Source organism: Marinobacter sp. es.048 (assembly GCF_900188435.1).
Lineage (GTDB): Bacteria > Pseudomonadota > Gammaproteobacteria > Pseudomonadales > Oleiphilaceae > Marinobacter.
In genome coordinates, this window is sequence record NZ_FYFA01000002.1 from 253,690 (window position 1) to 274,272 (window position 20,583).

Here is a 20,583-nt window from a genome sequence, read left to right on the forward strand (position 1 = left end):
ACATGGCTGGCGGGGACATTCGAAATGCCCCCGCTGTATTCAGCCGGTCATCTCCTGAATATTCACATCTTCTCTGAATGCATATCCAAGATCCATTTAACCAGCTTTCTAGCTTGTTTTTCAGTGACTTCAGCTCTTTCATCCATTTCTGGCATCTTTGCTGAACCCCAGTGATCCTCCCCACCGGTCATTACAACTTGAACCAGCATGTCCGCATCATCCTGAGTATATTTTTGCGCAATACTTTCGAATCCCGGAGCGCGGGGCACTTCAGCGCCGGTAGCGTGACAGGCCATACACTGTTTTTCTTCAGCTAGTTGCATTGTGCTTTTGGCGTGAGAGTCTGCCAATGCTATGACAGGGCCAATGCAGAGGCAGAGTGCAGTGAATCCAATTGTCTGTTTCATATCGGCATCCCTCCATTAGACAATCATTTTAGCATACGAGATTACCGCCCTTGGCCTTGGCCAATACTACCATCTCGCTACTAAGCTTAGACCAAAAAGCATGGTTTGAGGAAAACAGTGTGGAGACAAGCGTAAAAAAATTTTAGAAATAAATGTAATGCTCTGGTAAGAGTGCATGTAAGCATATTGCTGATGCGCTGACTAAGAGAGGAGGGCGTTCGTGGCACGGCGCCGAGCTTTCAACAAAGAATCTTTTACAAAACGCATTCGGTTGATGCTTGCGTTTCTGTTCTCGGTACTAGCTGTTTCGGCCTACTCCGCCGAGCTTATGACGTGCGCTGTTCCGGGCGTCAGAGTTTTCAGCGACCAGGCTAAAGACGGTGACCTCGCATGCCAGGCAGTGGGTTCAACGTTGGCATTTATGAAAAGCATGGGCTTCCATGCCGATACTCGGTTTACCATCGAGTTAGTGGATCACCCACTTAGTCTGCATGGTTCGGAAGTGACTGGCACTTATGATTCCAGGCACCTTTACATTGAGGTTCCGAACTTCAGTCAAGCGCAAAGGGTCGCTGGCCGACACGCGCCATTCGGGATGTTCATGAGTCATGAGATTTGGCAGAGCTTCATTGCACACGAAGTGGCCCACGCAGTGGCGCAGGCAAACTTCCGGCTAGAAAAGCCCGGCATTACGGCACATGAATACATTGCTTACGTGGTCCAGCTAGCGACCCTTCCGAAAGAAACACGCGAGGAGCTGCTGAAGCGCTTCGACAATTCGCCATTCCGACATGAAAGACAAATCAACCGCGTGTTTTTAGAGCTGGATCCGGAAGTCTTTGCGGTGAAAGCTTACCGGCATTATCTGGCCCAACCGGATCCCTCCGTGTTTTTTCAGCGTCTTTTGACCAGAAGACTTATTTCGCCACGTTAGTGGGGTGCAACTTTCACTAACCCCGATGTTACAGAACTGTTTTGCTATTCGGATATTATATTTAACATAATATACATTATGCGTATTGCAGGATGCGGTTTTGGTTGCCTTTAGATGACCACTTGTGTAGATTTCAGATGAGACTTAGATTCGGTCTCACAAGGTTTGAAATCTCTAAGCGATTATTTTTCAGGAGCTTATGAGGGATTCCCCAGTTTTCCCCACCGTCAATTTTTCAAAACACGATGAGATTCGTGTTGCCTTGATGGCCCGGTCTGTCTCGCTAACGAGCCATGGCATGCTCGCACTTACTCAGTGATGTTCTCTCGCCGAACTGGTCGCCGACTAGTCTTCTATCAAATTCCACGAAAAATTTTTGTCCTTGTCGGGTCGAATTCAGGCACCACTCAACCACACATCATTGCGCTGTGAAATCAACAAATGCACAAATACTGCCTCAGTTTTTTCCTCAACTTCTTCAGGATTAAAGCTCTCAGGCAAGCCAGTTTCCTCATCCCACAAGAAATTTTTGATTTTCACCTTAATCTCATCTCGCGTGCTCTGCTTGGCGGAAAAGTTCTGCACTCGATCCAGCTCGTGCCTTATCGTCTGATACAGACCTTCGGACACTTTCTTAATGCGATCAATTTCCTTCCTGGAGAGATCTGGCTTCAATAGCAAATCAAAAAGCGCCAGGGACTCTTCCGATAGGCCCTCTTTCACTGCCCGCTGATCTTCCTCGCTTAGCTCATCAACCAGCTTAATCAAAGCTTCGAAAGTCGCTTCAATAGTTACCTGGTCTTTCTCATTGTTATATGCATCAACGATTTCTTCGTAGTGCTTCTGAAAATCTGTCCGGGTCGGATTTTGCATTAGCATTTTCAGTAGCTTTTTCTCAATGACCTCTTTGAGGCTCTGCACGGTTGTATTCTTGGCGGGCGCACGTTCAAATTCTTTCCTCAGCCGATCAAAGTCGACCTTGCTGATATCGTAAAGCTTGCTTGGGCCTTGGACGCCACTTTTTGGCTCAATACTCTCTTCAATTGCGACGTGAAGGTTGCGGATGATGTCGGAAATATCAGCCTTCTCAACATCTTCTTGCAAGCTTTTGTAGATAATATTGATTGCATCATAGGCGGAGCGATAGTTATTTATAGCCTTAATCGTCAAACAGGCCTTGAACTTTTTGAACACCTCACGGCATATAATTTCAAAACGCTTGCGGGTTTCATCGTTTTGGTTAATGACTTCTTTTGCATCAATGATGACTTTGTTGCGCTCAAAGCCTGTTTTCTCGAGAACGTCTTCCAGTCTGAATTCTTTTGCGGCAAGAAACGCTCTTACCGTCTCTATAGTTTCTTCGAGATCCGCAAGCAATTCCTCTTCTGGTTTTACCGGATCAAACTCTGGTGGCAGCTGTTCATCTCCACCTTCACAGCCAGAATATCCAGCAAAGGTCGCAAGCGCTTTGCGTAAGTTCTTCAAGATACCGCAATAATCTACGATAAGGCCGTTATTCTTACCCTCAGCGACACGGTTAGCGCGGGCTATCGCCTGCATCAAGGTGTGCGCCTTTAGCGGCTTATCAAGGTAGAGCGTCGACATTGTTGGCACGTCAAAGCCTGTAAGCCACATGGCGCATACTATGGCTACTCGGAAAGGATGGTCCTCCTTCTTAAAAGCGCTCTCCATATCCAGGCGTTTGCCATCGGCAGTTTCAAAGCCTTCCTTAATAAGCCTTCGGTGTGGGGTGATATCAAAACCCCACTTGCGGAATTTATCGACCTCGCCCTGCTCTTCACTGACCACCACAGCCATGATGGTTCCACGCATCCAAGCAAGTTTCCGCTCCATCTCCATGACAGCTTGCTCATCAGACAGTTTCAGCAGAGCTTTCTCAGCCTCAGCGATCTTTTCCTGCCACTTCTCATGAATAATATGCTGCATGCGAACACAAGTGATCTTGTCGATACAGACCATCATCGCCTTGCCGTTTTGGCCGCCGACACTGTAGTGATCGACGAAGTCTTCGGCGATCTGTTCCAAACGGCTTTGCGCCGTGATGATGTGGTAGTCGCGTTTTAGCTCACGCTCCAAACGCTCGGTGACGTCCTGGTCTTCAATCTCGATCTCTTCGAGCTTGGCTGCGATCTTTTCGTTGAGATCGTTGGTCGCAAGGCCAAGCTTTTCCCCCCTGGCATCGTAGTAAAGAGGTACGGTTGCGCGATCTTCCACAGCCCGCTGGAAGTCATAGGTCGAGACGTATTCCCCAAATACCCGCCGAGTGATTTCATCATCTTTAAAGAGCGGCGTTCCAGTGAAGCCGATATAGCTGGCATTGGGCAATGCGTTGCGCAAATTCAATGATAAGCGCCCATATTGGGTACGGTGCGCTTCGTCGGTGATCACGATAACATCGTCGCGATCCGAATACGGCTCACTGGGATCAACATCTTTATTGAATTTCTGCACCAGCGTGAAGACATAGGCTTTGTGCTGGTGAAGCAATTCCTTTAAATGCTGGCCTGAGCCTGCTCGGCAAGGGTCTTGATCATTATCGACAAGCCCACACCCTGCGAAGGTGTTATAAATCTGACCGTCCAGATCCTCACGATCGGTGCAAATCAGGAAGGTAAAGTTTCCGCCAAGCTTGCGATGTATTTTACGAGCGAAAAATACGATGGAATAGGACTTACCAGAGCCTTGCGTATGCCAGAACACGCCGAGCTTGCCTTGCCGCTCTTCTCGATTCTTCACGGCTTCGATGGCACGGTTCACGCCTAAGAACTGGTGGTTACGGGCTAGGATTTTAATCAGCTTGCCTTCGCTCTCATCAAATAGCGTGTAGTTTTCAAAGAGATCGAGAAAATCGCGCTTATTGCAGATACCTTTGAGTAAGGTCTCCATATCCACAACGCCTGGATCATCTTCCGCCAAACGCTTCCAGTCATTGAAATGCGCAAACTTACTGGAAACCGAACCAATCTTGGCATCCACACCGTTACCCAGAATCACAAAGGCATTGTGATGGAAGAGATGGGGAATAGTATCTTTATAATCAGAAAAATTTTGCTCATAAGCATGACGAATGTCTTTGTGAATGGTCTTGCACTCAATGAATAGCAAAGGAAGGCCATTTACAAAACCAACAATGTCGGCGCGGCGGCGGTAAATATCACCGCGAACCCATAGCTCACGAACACAAAGGAAGTGATTGTTCTCAGGGTTGTCAAAATCAAAGACTTTCAGACGCCTTTTCTCAAGCTCACCTTTGGCATTGCGGAACTGAACCTGAACGCCGCTTTTGATCAACTCATACTGTTCAAAGTTGATTTGCAGCGCGTTCTCGGTCACGGGGGCTTCGGTGATTTGGCGCAACGCATCTTGATAGGCGGTATCGGGCAAGCCTGGATTGAGATTCACGAGCGCCTCGCCGAGATACCTGGTTAGGATAACTTCTTTGTCAGACTCCCTGCCAAGCGTACCTTCTTTGCCGAAGGTTTCACTGTTATAGGCAAAGATGCTTTTCCAGCCTAACTGGTCTTCCAAATAGTAGGCTGTGGTTGCCTGAACCAGCGTATCTTCATTGAGCGGTGCCATCAGACCGCGACCTCTCCATTCATGAGTTTGGGAAGCAGAATGTCGCGCGCCTGAGTCAGCTTCGAATTCATTTTGATAAGCGTCTCCATCTGAAGGAATTGCTGGGTTACAAGATCATGAAAACTATCCAGCAAGCTTTCTGGGGGAAGAAGCACTTCCATGCTAGAAAACTTCGATTTGTTAACATTTGGCATTGTCGCTCCCCCGCCAATAGCCAACAATTTTTCCCTAAATCCTTTAAGGGTCAGATAAGAATAAAATATGTAAATTTTGCTTTTTGGAATAACCGCGTTTATTTGTTGGTTCGTCTGACAGCGGCGGGCGTTTAAAGAGACGACTCCTAAACGTGCGCCTATACAAGCCGTTAATATCGAGAACTTAGGAAGGTATTTGTTCGCTTGGGTATTGGCTCCTCGCTCAGATAAATATTCTTCAGGCTCAAAGATTATTGAAGAACTGTGTATATCTGGAGTTTTTATAAAGGGGATATCTCCACCGAAGTTTTCTTTTACTTTAGTAGAAGGTGTTTTTCCTGTAACCACCTCGCCTAAATCACTAACACGGCCTTTGCTCCACCCCTTCGGCACGCCTTCAACAATTTTGATATGCTCATGGCCGGGAAAGCGGAAGCGCACAAACCATTCTTTGTAAAGCTGCCGCGCTGATTCCTCCAGCAACTCGATCCGGCGCTTGTTGTTTTCGATGAGATCATCGTATTTTGAAAGAACATCCACAATGCGCTCCTGCATACCCCTATCAGGTGCGCGTACCTTTAACGAATGCAGCACATTTCTATCGAGTCCAGGAACTGCAGCCTTATCGCTTTTGTATGACCTGAGTGTCTTTTTGAGAAAATAAGCCGAAAATCTAGGGTCTGTATTCTTAAAATCAATAACATATAGAGCTGTATTTAAGGGCCAATAATCCCGTTCAATGAAGTAAACTCCACCCAACGTTCCATATCGACCAGTTATGACACCTGGCGGCTCAGCTTTAGCTTCATTGTGATAGCCTGTAACTCCAGAAGAAGATACTACAGGCACATCACCCTCAATTCTTTTAGCATTAGGCAAGTCATGCCCACGCTTCAGAGTCATCAAATCCCCTAACGTGCAGTCTTGCCAACTCATATGCCCAACTCCTCAAAATTCTTTTGGATTTGGGCGGCTATTGTTGATGCTTCTTCATTTAATCCTTTCAATTCAATATGAATATCGCGAAGCGTTTCTTCAAAATCGAAGTCTTCGTCCTCGATCTCCGGTGCAACGCCAACATAGCGCCCTGGCGTGAGGCTCCAGTCGTTGGTTTTGATCTCTTCGAGATCCACCAGTTTGACCAATCCTTCTACATCAGCAAGCTCCGCATCAGGAAAACGCTCTTGTAGCCAATGCGCTTGTTTAAAGAAATAACGGATCAGCTTTAACTGCTCGACAGCATCTTTGCGCTGCTCATCCAGCGTCTTAATAGGTCTGTTCAAACCTTTTTCGCCGCTTTCCTTGGCTTGTTTCTCAACAAACTTATAGAGCTGGTCTACCTGCTGCGTATTCCGGCGAACGTGAACGCCCATTCCGGCTGAACGTGAACACCTTTTTTCTTAACGCATCACCCACCGGAGTTTGTACCCCGGGTGTTCACGTTCAGTCAATTTCCTGAAGTCGCTTTCTCATCGATTCCCCTTTCAGAGCCCAGCGGTGAGCGTTGTGCATCAGCCGATCCAGAATGGCGTCCGCCAGAGTGTTATCGCCGATGGCGGCGTACCACTGATCGGTGGGTAGCTGGCTGATGATCATGGTCGAGTGAGTGCCGTGACGGTCATCCATGATCTCCATCAGGTCGTTCCGGTGTGCAGGTTTCAGAGCTTCCAGCCCCCAGTCGTCCAGGATCAGCAGCTTTACTTTGGCTAGTTGGCTGAGGTTTTTCTGGTAGGTGCCATCGGCCTTGGCCTGGGTCAGTTCCAGCAGTAATCGGGAGATCCGGTAATACCGGGCACTGAAGCCGTTCAGACAGGCTTGGTGCCCCACTGCACAGCCCAGGTAAGTTTTGCCACTGCCACAGGGGCCGGTGATCAGCAGGTTCTGGCCACGTTCCAGCCAGTCTGTCTGAACCAACTGGGCCACCTGCGCTTTCTTGAGGTTGCGCGGGTGCTGGTAGTCGATGTCCTGGACCGAGGCCCGGAGTTTGAAGCGGGCCTGGCGAACCAGGCGATCCTGTTTCCGGTGTTCCCGGGTCTGGAACTCTCTTTCGAGTAATAATTCCAGGCGTTCGGTGAACGACAGCTCGTCATAGGTGCCCGGCTGGTTTTGTTGATGTTCAAGGGCGGCGGCCATGCCGCCCAGCTTCAGGTCTCTCAGTCGCGTCAGGGTCTGGATGGTGCTCATAGTGGTGTCCTAGTGGAAGCTCTTCGGGCCACGGATGTTCTCGTGGTGCTGGGGCAGTTCTGTGTGCAAGGGCAGTTGTTCTGGCAGCTTGTCGCGGTTGCTCCGGAGAATGGCCTTGATGTGTTTCAGTCGGTCCAGGCCTTCGCGGTTGGCAATACGGCAACTGGCATTCAGGCGCTCACTGGGGTACTCCTTGCTCAGGTTGAGCAACCCGAGACAGACCCGGTAAGCCTGTTCCGGATGCTCCCGCTCCTCCAGCCGATCACGGACCCAGACGAGGGTGTCTGGCCCGATGTCCCGGGCCCAGTTCTTAAGCCGTCCGGGCGACCACTGTTGTTGTTTTTGATGGCGGGTGGGCATGTGTCCTGATTCGGTAGTGATGCCGTACTGATGGCTGCGTGGGTGGCTGGCGATCTGTCGCTGCCGGAAGTAGATCTGTACCAGTCGCTCACTGGCGTGGATGTCCACTTGCTCTCCAACGTACTGGTGCGGCACCGAGTAGTGATGCTGACTAAACTCAATGTGGTAATCGATGTTGACCCGGCAACGCCGGATCTCGATGTACTCATAGGGGTGCTTGGGTAGTGCCCTCAGGGCTGGCTGGTCGAGCGTCTTGAAGGCCTCCTGCCGGTTGCCCGGCAGCCGCCGGAACGGCCGGCTGTTCAGGTCTTCCAGCAGGGACCGGATGCACTGATTCAGGTCGGCCAGGGTGAAGAAGGTGTGGTGGCGCAACCGGGCCAGGATCCAGCGTTCAACGATCTGCACCCCCACCTCCGCTTTGGATTTATCCTTGGGCTTGTAGGGCCGTGCTGGTAGCACCGCGACCTGATAGTGCGCCGCCAGTTGCTGGTAACTGGGGTTCAGGTCCGGATCGTACCGACAGGCTTTGCTGACACCGCTGCTCAGATTGTCCGGCACTACCATTTCCGGAACACCGCCGAAGTACTCGAAGGTGCGCACGTGACTCAGCAGCCAGTCCTGCAACCCCTGGCTCCAGGTGGCTTCGGCGTAGGTGTAATTGGAGGCACCCAGAACGGCAACAAACACCTGAGCCGTGCGGATTTCACCGGTTTGCGGATTAATGATCGGTACGGTGGGACCACAGTAATCAATGAAGCACTTTTCACCGGCCTTGTGGATCTGGCGCATGGAGCGCTTTTGCTGCTTTTGCCAGTGCCGGAAGCGGTCACAGTATTGAGAGTAGCTGTAACACCGGTTGGGATACTGTGCGGTGTATTCCTCCCACAGCAACTGCTTGGTCACGCCTTTGCGTTTGAGTTCCTGATGGACGGTCGCCCAGTCCGGTACCTGATAGCGGGCGGACGAGGTGGGATCGGAGCCGGGATAGAACATGGCTGCCAGGCGGCCATCGTCCAGGTCCTCTGGCAATGGCCAGGTGATCTCCAGGGTATCGGCCCGGGCTAAGAGTTTCTGGATGGCTCCGACACTGGTCTTGGTGCTGGCGCTGATCTGCCGGATCGAGAGTCCGGCTTCCAGCCTCAGGCGAAGCAATTCTCTGATTTTGCGCATTGGAATTCTCTTTGCTGCCATGACCCTGGTCCCCAAAAAAAGGAACCAGAGTAGCAAACGGTTGAATAAACAATGCGTTAAGAAGGATTCTGGTTGAACGTGAACACCAATTCCGGGAACGTGAACGCCGATTCCGGCATGGTGAACACTGATTCCGGAAAACCACCGGAAAGTGTTCATCTTCGACCGGAATGACTGTTCACGTTAAACCAGAATAGGTGTTCACGTTCGTCCGGAATGGATGTTCACGATGGGCCGGAATATGCACGAAGACGGGCTTTCACAGGATCACCTATATTCTTGGGCGACCGCTGGCTGTACGACCGTATCGAAATTGACGAACAAACCATCGATTGTGAGCAATCTACAGTTGGCCTCGAACTTGAATTTGGAGAAAGACTTCCTGCGTTGCGATTACCGCGATTGACTCTACTGTCCGCTATCGACAAGGCCACTGACTGCATACTGGGTTTTCAGTTGGCGTTAACTCCTGATCCGCAGCAAGACGATTTACTTGCTCTACTAAAGCAATGTATGAGCCGCTTTCCCGAACGCAAAATAACGACATCGGGGCTTGAGCTTCCTGCTGGCGCAGGTTTTCCTGGTTCAGATTCAAGCTTGCCGCTGCCATTACCTCGGGAGATAGCATTTGATAATGCATGGATCCATCAGGCTTACAGTGTTGAATCGTTTATCACTAAAGAACTCGGGGCAACGGTCAGCTTTGGTCGGCCGCAAAGTCCCACTGTCCGAAATTCTATTGAAATCAGCTTCAATAGAATAAATCAGCATCTCAGTCATCGGATTGCGTCAACTACTGGCTCTCATGTGACGGATCCCAAGCGAGAGTCTGCCCAGAATCGCAAAGGGGTCCCGATGATGCCGCTCTCATCCTTCGAAGAGGCCCTCTATATCACACTTGCGGAGGCCAATAATCGGCCCCGAGCCCATCTTGGTAGTGCCACTCCACTTGAAGCACTACGCCACCAATCGGAGCAGGTGTACATCACAGACGTGGATGACGATCGGCGATCTGAGTGGAACCCGTTTCTCGAAACACGGGAGGTACGTGTTCATGATCTCTCCGCGCCTAAGCGCAGGCCATACATAAACTTTGAATATCTGAGGTACAAGGGCCCCGGTTTGCTTACTGTCACCGGTTGGCGACCGTCGGTGCAGGTTAGATTCGATCGCCGCGACATACGCCAGCTAGAAGCGTTTAGTCTCGACGGGCAGAGTCTGGGAACCCTTCATTGTCCGAGTACTTGGAAGAGCCACTCGCATGGTCTTTCTGACCTGCCCCCAATCACTAAACCAATCACTGCTTAGTAATGTCGGTTACTGACCCTGACCCCGAATTAGGTCCACCCAGAGTTGGAAAAATCCGGCTCCAGTTGCTTCTGTTTTCTTCGTGAAACCGCATGTTTTCTGGCGTAGTCCGAGGGCGTGCACCACTCCAATGCGGAATGGGGTCTGACTTGGTTATAGAAAGTCCTCCATGCTTCGATTTTCTCCATGGCGTCGGCCAGTGACAAGAACCAATTTTCATTCAGACATTCCTGCCGGAGTCGTCCATTGAACGATTCTACCGTTGCGTTGTCGGTAGGCTTCCCGGGCCGTGAGAAGTCGATTTCAATGTTTCGCTCATAGGCCCAGCGATCCATGACCTTGCCGGCAAACTCCGAACCGTTGTCGGTCTTTAGCACCTCCGGGTTGCCCCGGAAGCGCGCAATCGCCGTCAGGGCTTCCTGAACATCGTGGCCCTTCAGGCTCTGCCCAACCACAATGCCGAGGCACTCCCTGGTGAACAGATCAATGATCGTCAGGAGACGCAGACGTCGACCATCAAACAGCGCGTCTGAGACAAAATCCATGCCCCAGATGTGATTGGGATGGTTGGCCTGCTGTAGCGGCTGTCGGTTCTTGGCGGCCTTGTTACGCTTCGGACGCTTGAGGCGAAGTGACAACCCCTGGTCCCGATATAACCGGTAAACCCGTTTGTGATTATCACGCCAACCCTCCCGTTGCAGCTGGACGTGCACACGCCGGTAACCGTAGTGAAGCCGCGTGAGCGTGATCTCACGGATCCTCATCGACAGCGCCGACGAGTCCCTCGCCACCGATTGATAGCGATTAGACGCCCTGGAAAACTGCAAGACCGCGCACGCTTGGCGTTCGCTGACCCCATATCGCTTTTGTAGGTCAGCCACCAGTTGGCGTTTACGAGGCGGTCTCAGAGCTTTTTTGCCACCACGTCCTGAAGCATGGCCTTGTCCAGGCTTAGGTCCGCTACCAGCTTCTTAAGGCGATGATTCTCCTCCTCCAGCTGCTTGAGTCGCTTCAGCTCGGATGGCCCCAGGCCGCCATACTTCTTGCGCCAGTTGTAGAACGTGGCATCCGAGACGCCCATTTTCCGACAGACTTCCGGGACCGGCGTACCCAGCTCGGCTTGCTTCAGGGCGAAGGCAATCTGCTCTTCGGTGTAACGGGATCGCTTCATGGCATGATCTCCTGCTCAAGGCTCTATCATGCCGGATTTTCCAGTTTTAAATGGACCTAAATTCTGGGGTAGGGTCACTTATGACGGAGGACGAGGAATTTAGCACTTTGTGTGAAATTCAGAATCCGATCTCTAATCTAGAATCTACTTTAAGTCTGTTTAGCACTTTGTGTGGAAATCGTACTGTAAACTATTGATGCGTCGATGCGGGAATTTAGTACTTTCTGTGGTCGTCCACCACTTACCGTTCCACAACCAGTAAGCTGAAAGCTTCCGCGTCATTGGGGCCTCAAAATAGCCAGTCACGAGCCTGAAAACTCCTCTTTATCGAACTGTGCCTGCCTGCTGCGCTCTGTCAAAGCCACAGCAGAACTAGCATCAATAAGACGCTAACCACGGAAGCGAATACAGTCCTGACCAGGTTCCATCTGACCCAGCGATGTTCGAAAGAGCGCCGTGCTGAGTCGAGCGTGAGTTCATCCATGTCGTCCGCATTCAACGCTTGCAAGGTGTTATTAAGTGGAACATTTATTCGAAAAGTTGTTAGTTGGACTCCAAGAATATAGGCGATCGCAGTGGCAACAACCAAGGTTGGCACTATGCCCTCGTGTTGCAGGACTGCCAGAATCGCCGCCGCCACTAAAGCAAAGACGGATCCTATCCATACAAGACCAAAGACAGGTTGACCGGCTTGGATCGCGCCGTCGATAGCTTGAAATGCGCGGATGAATTCCTTGTCCGTTAAATTTCCAATTCCTGGCATGACGACCGATGCAAAGGAAAAAACAAACCCGGCCGTTAAGGCGCAAAGCAACGTAGCCACGATCATTACAAGCTCAAACACAGTCATGAGTTTCCCTCACTCGAAACCGATCTCGCCAGCGTGAACGAGCTCGTTAAAAATACCCAACCAAATCCAAGAACTCCGACGTTCATGCCAAACGCCGTTTTCTCCGTTCCATCTGAATGAACCATAGATCCGCCGTACAGATCTTGCATTGCAAATGCGGCAAGAAAGCCTCCGGTTACAAGCAGTGCAATTAGGCTGGCCTGCGCCCTACCATTCTGGGAAAACCAGGTTAACCACAAAGCTACCGCGCCAAGGGACGAATTGGTGATTAGCTGCCAAACCTCATGCAGTTTTGCATGGGCCACCCAGGCGGGGTTGAAGACATGCGTATCGTTAATTTCCAGGTAAGGAACGACAACGGCATAGAGTCCGATTGATAACGTTAACAACAGTTTATCGAGCATTTTAATGTCCAATTTAAATAAAATGAGATGATGTATTATCAAGAAAATGCATGATTTTCTGAGTGACTTCGGGATTCTGAAGCAGCCGACTGTGGCCCCATCCGGCGGTTCGAAATATCTGGCTATTATCGAATGCCAGCGAGAGACTCTCGGACTCTGACACAGGTATTTCCTGGTCATCCTCGTCATGAATCAGAAGTACTGGCACTTTCTCAACTTCGGCGATTAAGAGCAGATTTAACTCCTCAACCGGAATGCCAACGGTTTCTTCCATGGTCGTGATGAAGTGACTTTTGCTCCGCTTCCCGAGGTTAAGAAAACGAGCAAATCTATTCAGCACTCCTTCAATCGTTGCCGGGCTGGAGATAAGAACCATTCTTTCAAAGCTTTCGGTCAGCGCCTGAACAGAGACGAGAGCGGCTGCCCCAAGTGAATGGCCTATCGCAACATCAAAGCTGCTATCAAGGTATTCAATGGCTTCAAGTGATGCTTCGATAAACCGACCAGGATGAGATCGAACCGCTCTCGATTCGCCGTGTCCCAGGGGTTGAATGGCGTAAACCGTGTATTCGAAGGGATTGATCTCTCTGATCAACCCCTCAAACTGCCCGACCCAGCCCGACCAGCCGTGTAAAAAGAGTATCTTCTTGTTGCCGTTTCCATATGAGCTGAGTCGAGCACCACTCGGCAGGGCTACGTGTTCAGAAAACAGTTCCTGACAAGACAATCGTCGCTCCCGGGTGATTCGAGGGCTGGTCATCCACTCAACGGCTTTGCATGCCGCTCGACCTGGAAGAATCGAACTGTATGCGCCAAAACCAGTTTGAAACAGATTCAGAGAAATATTCATCGTTTGTCCCCTGCGGATGATTGAATCGTTCCTAGTGGCTTTCCCAGAGTCCCGTGGCTGCCGTTTCCCGCGCGTAGTCTGCGAAGTCCTTGGCAGGTCGACCGAGCGCTTTTTCAACGCCATCGGTCACATGCGCGTTGCGGCCGTCGAGGACCGTTGCGAATAGATAATCCAGCATCCAGACCACATCCTGGGGCGCACCAGAATTCTCAATCTCGGCGATGAAGTCCGTGTGGGGTACGTCGATGAAGGCAATTTCGCGTCCGGTCACTTGGGATAGGTCGTTGGCCACGTCCGCAAAGGTCATCAGTCTTGGCCCTGTCACCTCATAGATGCGGCCGTTGTGGTGATCCTCCGTCAAGGCGGCAACCGCAACGTCTGCGATGTCATCGACATCCACGAAAGGTTCGACCTGATTGCCCGCAGGCAGCGTGATGGCACCGTTCAAGACCATGTCGATGAAAGCGCCCTCAGAGAAGTTCTGGTTAAACCAGCTTGCCCTCACGATTGTCCATTCAAGACCAGAGTGCTTAACAATGTCTTCGCAGGCCTGAGCCTCGGCCTCGCCACGGCCTGATAGCAGAACGAGTCGCTTTACTCCGAGGCGCTTCGCGAGATCAGTAAACGCCTGAATAGCGTCAGTGGCACCGGGCATTGCCAGGTCTGGAGAGTAGGTGATGTAGGCTGAGGTGACACCCGAGAGACATGCCTCCCAGTTATTCTCGTTGTTCCAGTCAAAAGACGGGATAGCTGAGCGGGACCCCACTCGCACTTCATAACCGCAGTCTTTCAACTGCTCAACAACGCGCTTACCGGTCTTTCCGGTACCGCCGACGACAAGAATGGATTGACGTGTTTGATTGGATGTTTTCATTGACTTGCTCCTTTTGATTTAAGTGCAAGTCAATTTTCCTGAAACAAAGTCTCTGGTTATTGCTCCTGCGTGCCAGAGTTTGTGCAGCTGGCGACAACTTACAGCTCAGCGAGTCGAGAGTCGATAGGATCGAGGTGTCTGGCCCGCCCAACGCTTAAATGCCCGGGTAAAGGCACTCTGCTCCGCGAATCCTGTCAGGAAGGCCACCTCGGCAAGACTGTAATCTGTCTCCCTAAGCAACCGTTGAGCGAGATCCTTTTGCGTCATGTCTACCACGTTTTGATAAGAATACCCCTGCTCCGACAATCGCCTCTGCAAGGTCCGGGCACCCATTTTCAGTTCGGACGCAACGCGTGAGAGTCTGGGGACACCCTCGCTGAGCACGTTCGCAACGGCACGCCTCACTTGTTGTTTAAGGTCGTTATCTACTTTCAGGGAATTCAATTGTTGTTCGAGATGTTGGTCAAAAAACCGGGCGATAGATTCGTCACCCAATTTATTGGGAATGTCGATGCTTTCTCTACTCACAAGTACTGCATCTCGTCCCGATTCAAAAACCACTGGGCAACCAAAATGAGTTTCGTAAACAGCGGTGTCGCCTCTAGCCGAATGTTTGAAATAGATGGCCAGAGGCATGAAGTTTGAGGAACTGACCTCTTTGCTGATGGTATCCACTGCAGACATGCTGGCCTCATTGGAGACCACCATGCCAAGGCTATTATCTCCTGCTTTTTCAAGGTTGAAGAAGAATCCTTTGGCTGTTTCCTCAAGCGAATAGGTTTCTGCGCTGCCCAGAACGTGGCCGTATCGCTCTGCCCTTGTATAAGAACCCCGCAAGGTCGGCGCGGATTTCCAGGCCAGACCAAAAGCGCCGTACTCATCACTTCGCATGGCAGAGCCGATCTTCAGCGGTAATAAAAGACCATCGGGATCTCGATCAACCAAAGCTGCAAAAAAATCATAAAACTCCGATGAAGACACCATCCGAGTGGGATCGATGGGACCTTCCGCGGGGAGTCCAAGTCCTTCCATCAGATCCCGCGTTTCGACACCGGGGGTTGCCTGACTGACGACCTTATAAACGTACAGTGACGTAATTTGAGCCATGACAATACTGATAATCTACGTTGGACCAATTGTGCAACCTATTAATTAAGTCGGGCATGAAGATGGCAGCATTGGCCACAACCGGCATGTTAGAGGTCTTGTGAAAGACTATGGAGATTCTATTGCTGGCGTTTTATTGACCCGGACCGACTGATAATGCCCAGAAAATAAGAGACATTAATGTCCGCTTTTGTTTAAAACCTTTCGGACGCAAAGTTTTTAAAGGCACTCTCCTATGTTCTCCGAATCTGATTAATATCAGCCTAGTGAAACTCTACGCCTTCTAAAAGATGCGCTCCATCGAACGTGAGCACATTCGTGTGCACCTCCGTGGATTCGACACTACGGTGACCGAGGAGTTGGCTCACAAACTTCAGAGGTCGCCCGTGCAGCAGCAGGTGCACCGTAAAACTGTGTCGAAAGGTGTGGCACCCGATCTTGAACGGCGGCTCTCCCCCAACCTACTCTATTAAGCGATCTATGTTCGCACTGACCGCCGACGGGTGATCGGAAAGATCCGCTCGTCCTTCCGAAACTTCCCCATCCACAGATAGCTCTGGATCCGGATCTGAAAATCCCGATCGAGTATCGGGATAAAACGATTTGGCGAGCGTTGCAGGCTGCGCTTGCTCGGCCGCCCTCCCTCTCGCTTGAGCGTCTTGAGGACCACTCCGAAGTCGTAGCCGTCGTCGTGGAAGCTCGCCGGCGTGATGGCCAGCACCTCGGAGACCCGGGCCCCGTTGCACCACATCAGATCCAGGATGAGCCGGTGCATGGGATGGGTCTCGGCCTCCAAGAGTGTCAGCACCTCGGGCTTGAGCAGGTACTTCGGCATGGTGTCGAGGGTCTCCAGCAACAAAGGCCGCTTGTCGATGAGTCGGTCCCAATCGATGGTTCACCTCGGTGATCGGGAACAACACCGGGGGGCGCTCCTGAAACCCGTGCGAACGCGCATTTCGTGACGGGCGCGAAAATGACCGCAAGCTGGTGATGGAATTTGACACTTCCCATCCGGGGTTCTGTCAATTATGGCGTGGAATTAAAGGCCCGGCTAGGCGCCCTCTTCCGACTCCTTAGGTATGGCAAGCGCCGGGAAAACCGCAAGAAACGGGGCCGGTTGAGGAACTACTTGGATTTATAAAGACTTCTGTTTTGGCCGCAACGGTAACTAGATTCCGCGCCTTTAGGGCTTTCGCTGGATATTCAGGAGGCGTCGAGGCCTCCAGTCAATCATGGGGGCTTCTGCGCTGCGGTGAGTTGCTGCCATTGGGCGTCAGTGGAGATCACAATTGTGATCCTGATGGCGGTTATGATTGACGACGTCCATCCAATGCTCAAGAAACAGCTCACGCGCCCTATTAGCTCTGCCGTATGAACGGGTGATGGTGCAGACCTCTAACGAATAATGCCTGGTTTCGGGCATCAGAGCGCGCAAATCTCCCGCCTCCACGTAGTGCTGAACGTAAGTGTCTGGCATGAACCCGATGTAAGCACCAGAAAGGATCATCGCGAGTCGGGCTTCATAGAAATAGGAAATCGCTGCCTTGTTCATATCCGCCAATTGAGCACCCACCTGGGGACTGGTGTGAATCCCGGCGTGAACAACTTTACTGGAGAGAACCTGATCCAGCAGCTCTGGCGATGGCTTTGCGTTGAAAAGCTGATGGGTGCGACTGCAGTAAAGGTGGCAGTCGTCAGCGTACAGGGTGCGATAATCCAGCCCGGTAAGCGGGCGATGATAAGGAATCACGCCAATGTCGGCTTTGTCGTTGAGGACCATCCGTTCAATATCGCTGAGTGATCTCACGTCCAGCAGCACATTAACGTCTGGCGCTGCTTCCGAGAATCGAGCAATCGCCTCCGAAAGCCCGGATTGGGGGTCCATGCAAATGGCATCACTGGCAATAATACGCAGCTCGCCGGTAAGGCTTACGTGCAGAGCATTCACCCCTGAACGGAAGCCTTCGAGAGCCGACAGGAGCGTCTTCATTAATTCATAGACTTCAGCGCCTTCTTCTGTCAACGAAAACCCGCCCCGGCCTCGCGAACAAAGCTTTAGATTCAGTCGCTCTTCCAGGTTCGAGATGTGAGTACTGATGGTTGAGCGGCCTATGCTCAACTCACTTTCAGCCGCAGAAAAACCACCGTTTTCCACAACAGCCTCGAATACTTTTAGAAGGCGGATCTCGTAATCACCGACTTGCCCTAGCTTTATTTTCAGATTCTTTTTCATTGTTTGATAAACATCAACGTATACCCCCAATCATTCATATTTATCACACAAACACTCCGAGATACCATCCCTTCAACTGATTAAGCCACTTTGTCCAGGACGTTTTGGAGCCCTTTATGACGTTAAATCTCAACCAACCAACTTTGTTTCGGGATCGTGCCTTTATTGATGGACAGTGGGTCCAGGATGCCAAAGCCCGAACATTTCCGGTATTCAATCCCAGCACCGGCGCTAACTTGGCTTCTGTTCCTGATCTGGGACCAGAGGAAACCCGAGCCGCCATCGACGCTGCTGAAAAAGCATTGAAATCCTGGCAAGCCCTGACCGCAAAGGAGCGTGCTGCCTGCCTGCGTAACTGGTTCAACCTTATTGTTACGCATCAGGATGACCTTGCCAGCATCATGACCAGCGAACAGGGCAAACCCTTTGCAGAGGCCAAGGGCGAAGTCGCCTACGGGGCGTCCTTTGTTGAGTGGTTTGCGGAAGAAGCCAAACGCATTTATGGCGACGTTATTCCCGCCCACGGCCCGGATAAGCGGCTGGTGACCATCAAGCAACCGATTGGTGTCGTTGCGGCAATCACACCCTGGAATTTCCCTATTGCCATGATTACCCGGAAAGTTGCCCCGGCGCTGGCAGCGGGATGCACGGTTGTGATCAAGCCGGGTGAAGATACCCCCCTGTGTGCGCTGGCGCTGGCAGAACTGAGCCAACAGGCCGGCATTCCTGCAGGCGTTTTGAATGTGATTACAACGCTGCAGGCGCCAGAGGTTGGCCGCACTCTGTGCGAGGACTCCAGGGTACGCAAGCTGTCCTTCACGGGCTCAACACCGGTGGGCAAATTACTGATGCGTCAGTGCGCCGATACGGTGAAGAAGGTCTCTTTGGAATTGGGGGGGAATGCGCCGTTTATTGTTTTTGACGATGCCGACGTGGATGCGGCCATCTCCGGCTTGATGGCTTCCAAGTTCCGCAATGCGGGCCAGACCTGCGTGTGCACCAACCGCATTCTGGTTCAGGATGGCGTACACGACATTTTCGTTGAAAAGCTGAATGTGGCCATCCGGAATCTGAAAGTCGGCGATGGGTTCGGCGAAGCCGTGACCATCGGCCCTCTGATTAACGATAAGGCGGCAAACAAAGTCCTCGGCCTTGTTGAGGATGCGCTCACCCATGGCGCCCGGGTCACTCAGCAGCAGGACGTCGGGATGCTGGACAATCCGAACTTCTATCCACCTACTGTGTTGACCGGCGTAACCGCAAGTATGCGCATTGCGCAGGAAGAGATTTTTGGCCCGGTGGCCACGATATTCCGCTTTACTGAGGAGGCAGAGGCAGTCGCATTGGCGAATGACACGCCATTTGGCCTTGCTGCTTATTTCTACAGCCGGGATATCGGCCGGGTATGGCGTGTGGCTGAGGCTCTTGAGTACGGCATGGTTGGGATTAATGAAGGGCTGATTTCTACGGAAGTTGCGCCTTTTGGGGGCATCAAGGAGTCGGGCATCGGCCGCGAAGGTTCCCGCTATGGCATCGATGACTTTGTCGAAATCAAATACCTGTGTATGGGCGGCCTTTGAACGCTGCTACTGTCTGATAAGGAAAAAGTTGATGAATAACGCGCAATTGAATGAATTGAAACAGAAGTATGTTGCCAACGGCGCTGCCAGCCCCGCCACGCAGTTTGCGGATCGCGCAGAGAATGCCTTGATTTGGGATGCGGATGGTAATCGAATTATTGATTTCGCCGGTGGCATTGGGGTGTTGAATATTGGCCATTGCCACCCCAAGGTTGTGGCAGCCGCGCAAGCGCAACTGGAGCGTGTGATGCACACATGCCAGACCGTGATGCCCTATGAAGGCTACGTCAAAGTCGCCGAGAAGCTAAGCCAGCTCACCCCGGTGAGAGGACAAGGTAAGGTCATGTTAGTGAACTCCGGCGCTGAAGCTCTAGAGAATGCGGTCAAGATTGCGCGGGCGGCGACGGGTAAAAACAACGTCATCTGTTTTGATGGCGGCTATCACGGCCGCACCTTTATGACCATGGCGATGAACGGCAAAGTCGCTCCGTATGCAGCCGACTTTGGCACAATGCCGGGTAACGTCTTCCGTGCACCATATCCAGTGCCTTTTCATGGGGTCAGCGAAGAAGACGCTATTCGTGGACTAAAAATGACGCTTAAGACCGATGCCAACCCTCGTGACACGGCAGCCATCGTGATCGAGCCGGTTCTGGGCGAGGGCGGTTTCTATCCTGCACCAGCAAGCTTCCTCAAGGCAGTGCGCAACATCTGCGATGAGCACGGCATGCTGATGATCGTTGATGAAGTTCAGTCCGGTTTTGGCCGCACGGGCAAAATGTTTGCCATAGAACACAGCGGTGTTGAGCCCGACCTGATGGCCATGGCCAAGAGCATGGCAGCTGGCATGCCGATCTCCGCCATTGTGGGTACAGATGTTCATATGGATGCATCCGGCCCGAACTCACTTGGCGGCACCTATTCTGGCAGTCCGGTATCATGTGCAGCGGTATTGGCGGTGCTTGAGGTGTTTGAAGAGGAAGACATCCTCACGAGGAGCCAGTCCCTGGGGGAGGCTCTGGGCCAGCGCTTCTCACAATGGCAGGAGCGTTTCGCTTGCGTGGAGAATGTTCGTCATCTGGGCGCCATGGCAGCTATGGATATTGTCTCAGCTGACAAAGAATCCGATGCGGAGCTCACGGCTGCGCTGTGCAAGCGTGCGCGTGAGAAAGGACTAATCCTGCTTTCTTGCGGCCTTTACGGCAACACGCTTCGTTTTCTCATGCCGGTCACAATTGAAGATGAGGTGCTGAAAGAGGGGCTGGCAATCCTTGAGAAGTGTCTCGCGGAACTTGCGGGTTAAAAATAAACCTACACGATCCGTCCAGCTATAACA

At 51.7% G+C, this 20,583-nt stretch carries 19 protein-coding genes; 4 read left to right on the top strand and 15 right to left on the bottom strand.

The genetic code is table 11. From position 1 onward, the window contains the following. Window positions 1-62: 62 nt before the first annotated feature. Window positions 63-407, bottom strand: a complete 345-nt coding sequence (locus CFT65_RS12220) for a c-type cytochrome (RefSeq protein ID WP_088828418.1) — start codon at window positions 405-407, stop codon at window positions 63-65. Window positions 408-627: 220 nt separating this feature from the next. Here CFT65_RS12220 and CFT65_RS12225 point away from each other — a divergent pair, with 220 nt between their 5' ends. After that, window positions 628-1,341, top strand: coding sequence for a DUF6639 family protein (locus CFT65_RS12225; protein WP_141103819.1), 714 nt, complete (start codon window positions 628-630; stop codon window positions 1,339-1,341). Window positions 1,342-1,737: 396 nt separating this feature from the next. On the opposite strand, the gene CFT65_RS12230 is transcribed toward CFT65_RS12225, so the two are convergent. The 5 genes from CFT65_RS12230 to istA form a co-directional block, all read right to left on the bottom strand. Further along, on the bottom strand, window positions 1,738-4,941 hold the full coding sequence (locus CFT65_RS12230) for a type I restriction endonuclease subunit R (RefSeq protein WP_088828420.1): 3,204 nt from the start codon (window positions 4,939-4,941) through the stop codon (window positions 1,738-1,740). Then, complete coding sequence (locus tag CFT65_RS12235; RefSeq protein ID WP_088828421.1) at window positions 4,941-6,071, bottom strand: restriction endonuclease subunit S; 1,131 nt, start codon at window positions 6,069-6,071, stop codon at window positions 4,941-4,943. The genes CFT65_RS12230 and CFT65_RS12235 overlap by 1 nt, the downstream gene beginning before the upstream one ends. Further along, window positions 6,068-6,508, bottom strand: coding sequence for a hypothetical protein (locus CFT65_RS12240; protein ID WP_216360439.1), 441 nt, complete (start codon window positions 6,506-6,508; stop codon window positions 6,068-6,070). The genes CFT65_RS12235 and CFT65_RS12240 overlap by 4 nt, the downstream gene beginning before the upstream one ends. 70 nt (window positions 6,509-6,578) lie before the next feature. Then, window positions 6,579-7,319 (bottom strand): IS21-like element helper ATPase IstB, encoded by a 741-nt coding sequence (gene istB, locus CFT65_RS12245; RefSeq protein WP_088828422.1) that lies wholly within the window; start codon window positions 7,317-7,319, stop codon window positions 6,579-6,581. A 9-nt stretch (window positions 7,320-7,328) separates the two neighbouring features. Continuing rightward, window positions 7,329-8,870 (bottom strand): IS21 family transposase, encoded by a 1,542-nt coding sequence (gene istA / locus CFT65_RS12250; RefSeq protein ID WP_088828423.1) that lies wholly within the window; start codon window positions 8,868-8,870, stop codon window positions 7,329-7,331. 279 nt (window positions 8,871-9,149) lie between these two features. Here istA and CFT65_RS12255 point away from each other — a divergent pair, with 279 nt between their 5' ends. Continuing rightward, window positions 9,150-10,178: a hypothetical protein gene (locus tag CFT65_RS12255; RefSeq protein WP_088828424.1), complete on the top strand. Its 1,029-nt coding sequence runs from the start codon at window positions 9,150-9,152 to the stop codon at window positions 10,176-10,178. A 29-nt stretch (window positions 10,179-10,207) separates the two neighbouring features. Here CFT65_RS12255 and CFT65_RS12260 read toward each other — a convergent pair. The 9 genes from CFT65_RS12260 to CFT65_RS12295 form a co-directional block, all read right to left on the bottom strand. Continuing rightward, window positions 10,208-11,349 (bottom strand): IS3 family transposase gene (locus CFT65_RS12260; protein WP_088828050.1). Its coding sequence is split into 2 segments (ribosomal slippage): window positions 10,208-11,097 and window positions 11,097-11,349, totalling 1,143 coding nucleotides; the frame shifts between segments, so codons are not numbered across the junction. A gap of 355 nt (window positions 11,350-11,704) precedes the next feature. Then, the gene (locus CFT65_RS12265) at window positions 11,705-12,199 is read right to left on the bottom strand and encodes a DUF1772 domain-containing protein (RefSeq protein ID WP_088828425.1); all 495 of its coding nucleotides are present in this window, start codon (window positions 12,197-12,199) and stop codon (window positions 11,705-11,707) included. Further along, entirely contained in the window at window positions 12,196-12,603 is a 408-nt protein-coding gene (locus CFT65_RS12270; protein WP_088828426.1) for a hypothetical protein, read from the bottom strand. The genes CFT65_RS12265 and CFT65_RS12270 overlap by 4 nt, the downstream gene beginning before the upstream one ends. A gap of 13 nt (window positions 12,604-12,616) precedes the next feature. Further along, entirely contained in the window at window positions 12,617-13,453 is an 837-nt protein-coding gene (locus CFT65_RS12275) for an alpha/beta fold hydrolase (protein ID WP_088828427.1), read from the bottom strand. A 31-nt stretch (window positions 13,454-13,484) separates the two neighbouring features. Next, entirely contained in the window at window positions 13,485-14,327 is an 843-nt protein-coding gene (locus tag CFT65_RS12280) for an NAD(P)H-binding protein (protein ID WP_088828428.1), read from the bottom strand. Window positions 14,328-14,432: 105 nt separating this feature from the next. Then, window positions 14,433-15,434 carry an AraC family transcriptional regulator gene (locus CFT65_RS12285; protein WP_088828429.1) on the bottom strand — a complete coding sequence of 334 codons (1,002 nt, stop codon included), beginning with the start codon at window positions 15,432-15,434 and terminating at the stop codon, window positions 14,433-14,435. Window positions 15,435-15,697: 263 nt separating this feature from the next. Continuing rightward, a complete protein-coding gene (locus CFT65_RS19280; RefSeq protein WP_228705896.1) occupies window positions 15,698-15,871 on the bottom strand; it encodes a tyrosine-type recombinase/integrase in 174 nt (57 codons plus the stop codon). A gap of 41 nt (window positions 15,872-15,912) precedes the next feature. After that, entirely contained in the window at window positions 15,913-16,269 is a 357-nt protein-coding gene (locus CFT65_RS19285; RefSeq protein WP_228705847.1) for a hypothetical protein, read from the bottom strand. A gap of 438 nt (window positions 16,270-16,707) precedes the next feature. After that, complete coding sequence (locus CFT65_RS12295) at window positions 16,708-17,697, bottom strand: LysR family transcriptional regulator (protein WP_228705848.1); 990 nt, start codon at window positions 17,695-17,697, stop codon at window positions 16,708-16,710. Window positions 17,698-17,783: 86 nt separating this feature from the next. On the opposite strand from CFT65_RS12295, the gene CFT65_RS12300 reads away from it, so the two are divergent. Together CFT65_RS12300 and gabT are read left to right on the top strand one after the other, a co-directional pair. Next, window positions 17,784-19,247 (top strand): NAD-dependent succinate-semialdehyde dehydrogenase, encoded by a 1,464-nt coding sequence (locus tag CFT65_RS12300; RefSeq protein WP_088828431.1) that lies wholly within the window; start codon window positions 17,784-17,786, stop codon window positions 19,245-19,247. Window positions 19,248-19,278: 31 nt separating this feature from the next. Continuing rightward, a complete protein-coding gene (gene gabT / locus CFT65_RS12305) occupies window positions 19,279-20,550 on the top strand; it encodes a 4-aminobutyrate--2-oxoglutarate transaminase (protein WP_088828432.1) in 1,272 nt (423 codons plus the stop codon). The last annotated feature ends 33 nt before the right edge of the window (window positions 20,551-20,583 follow it).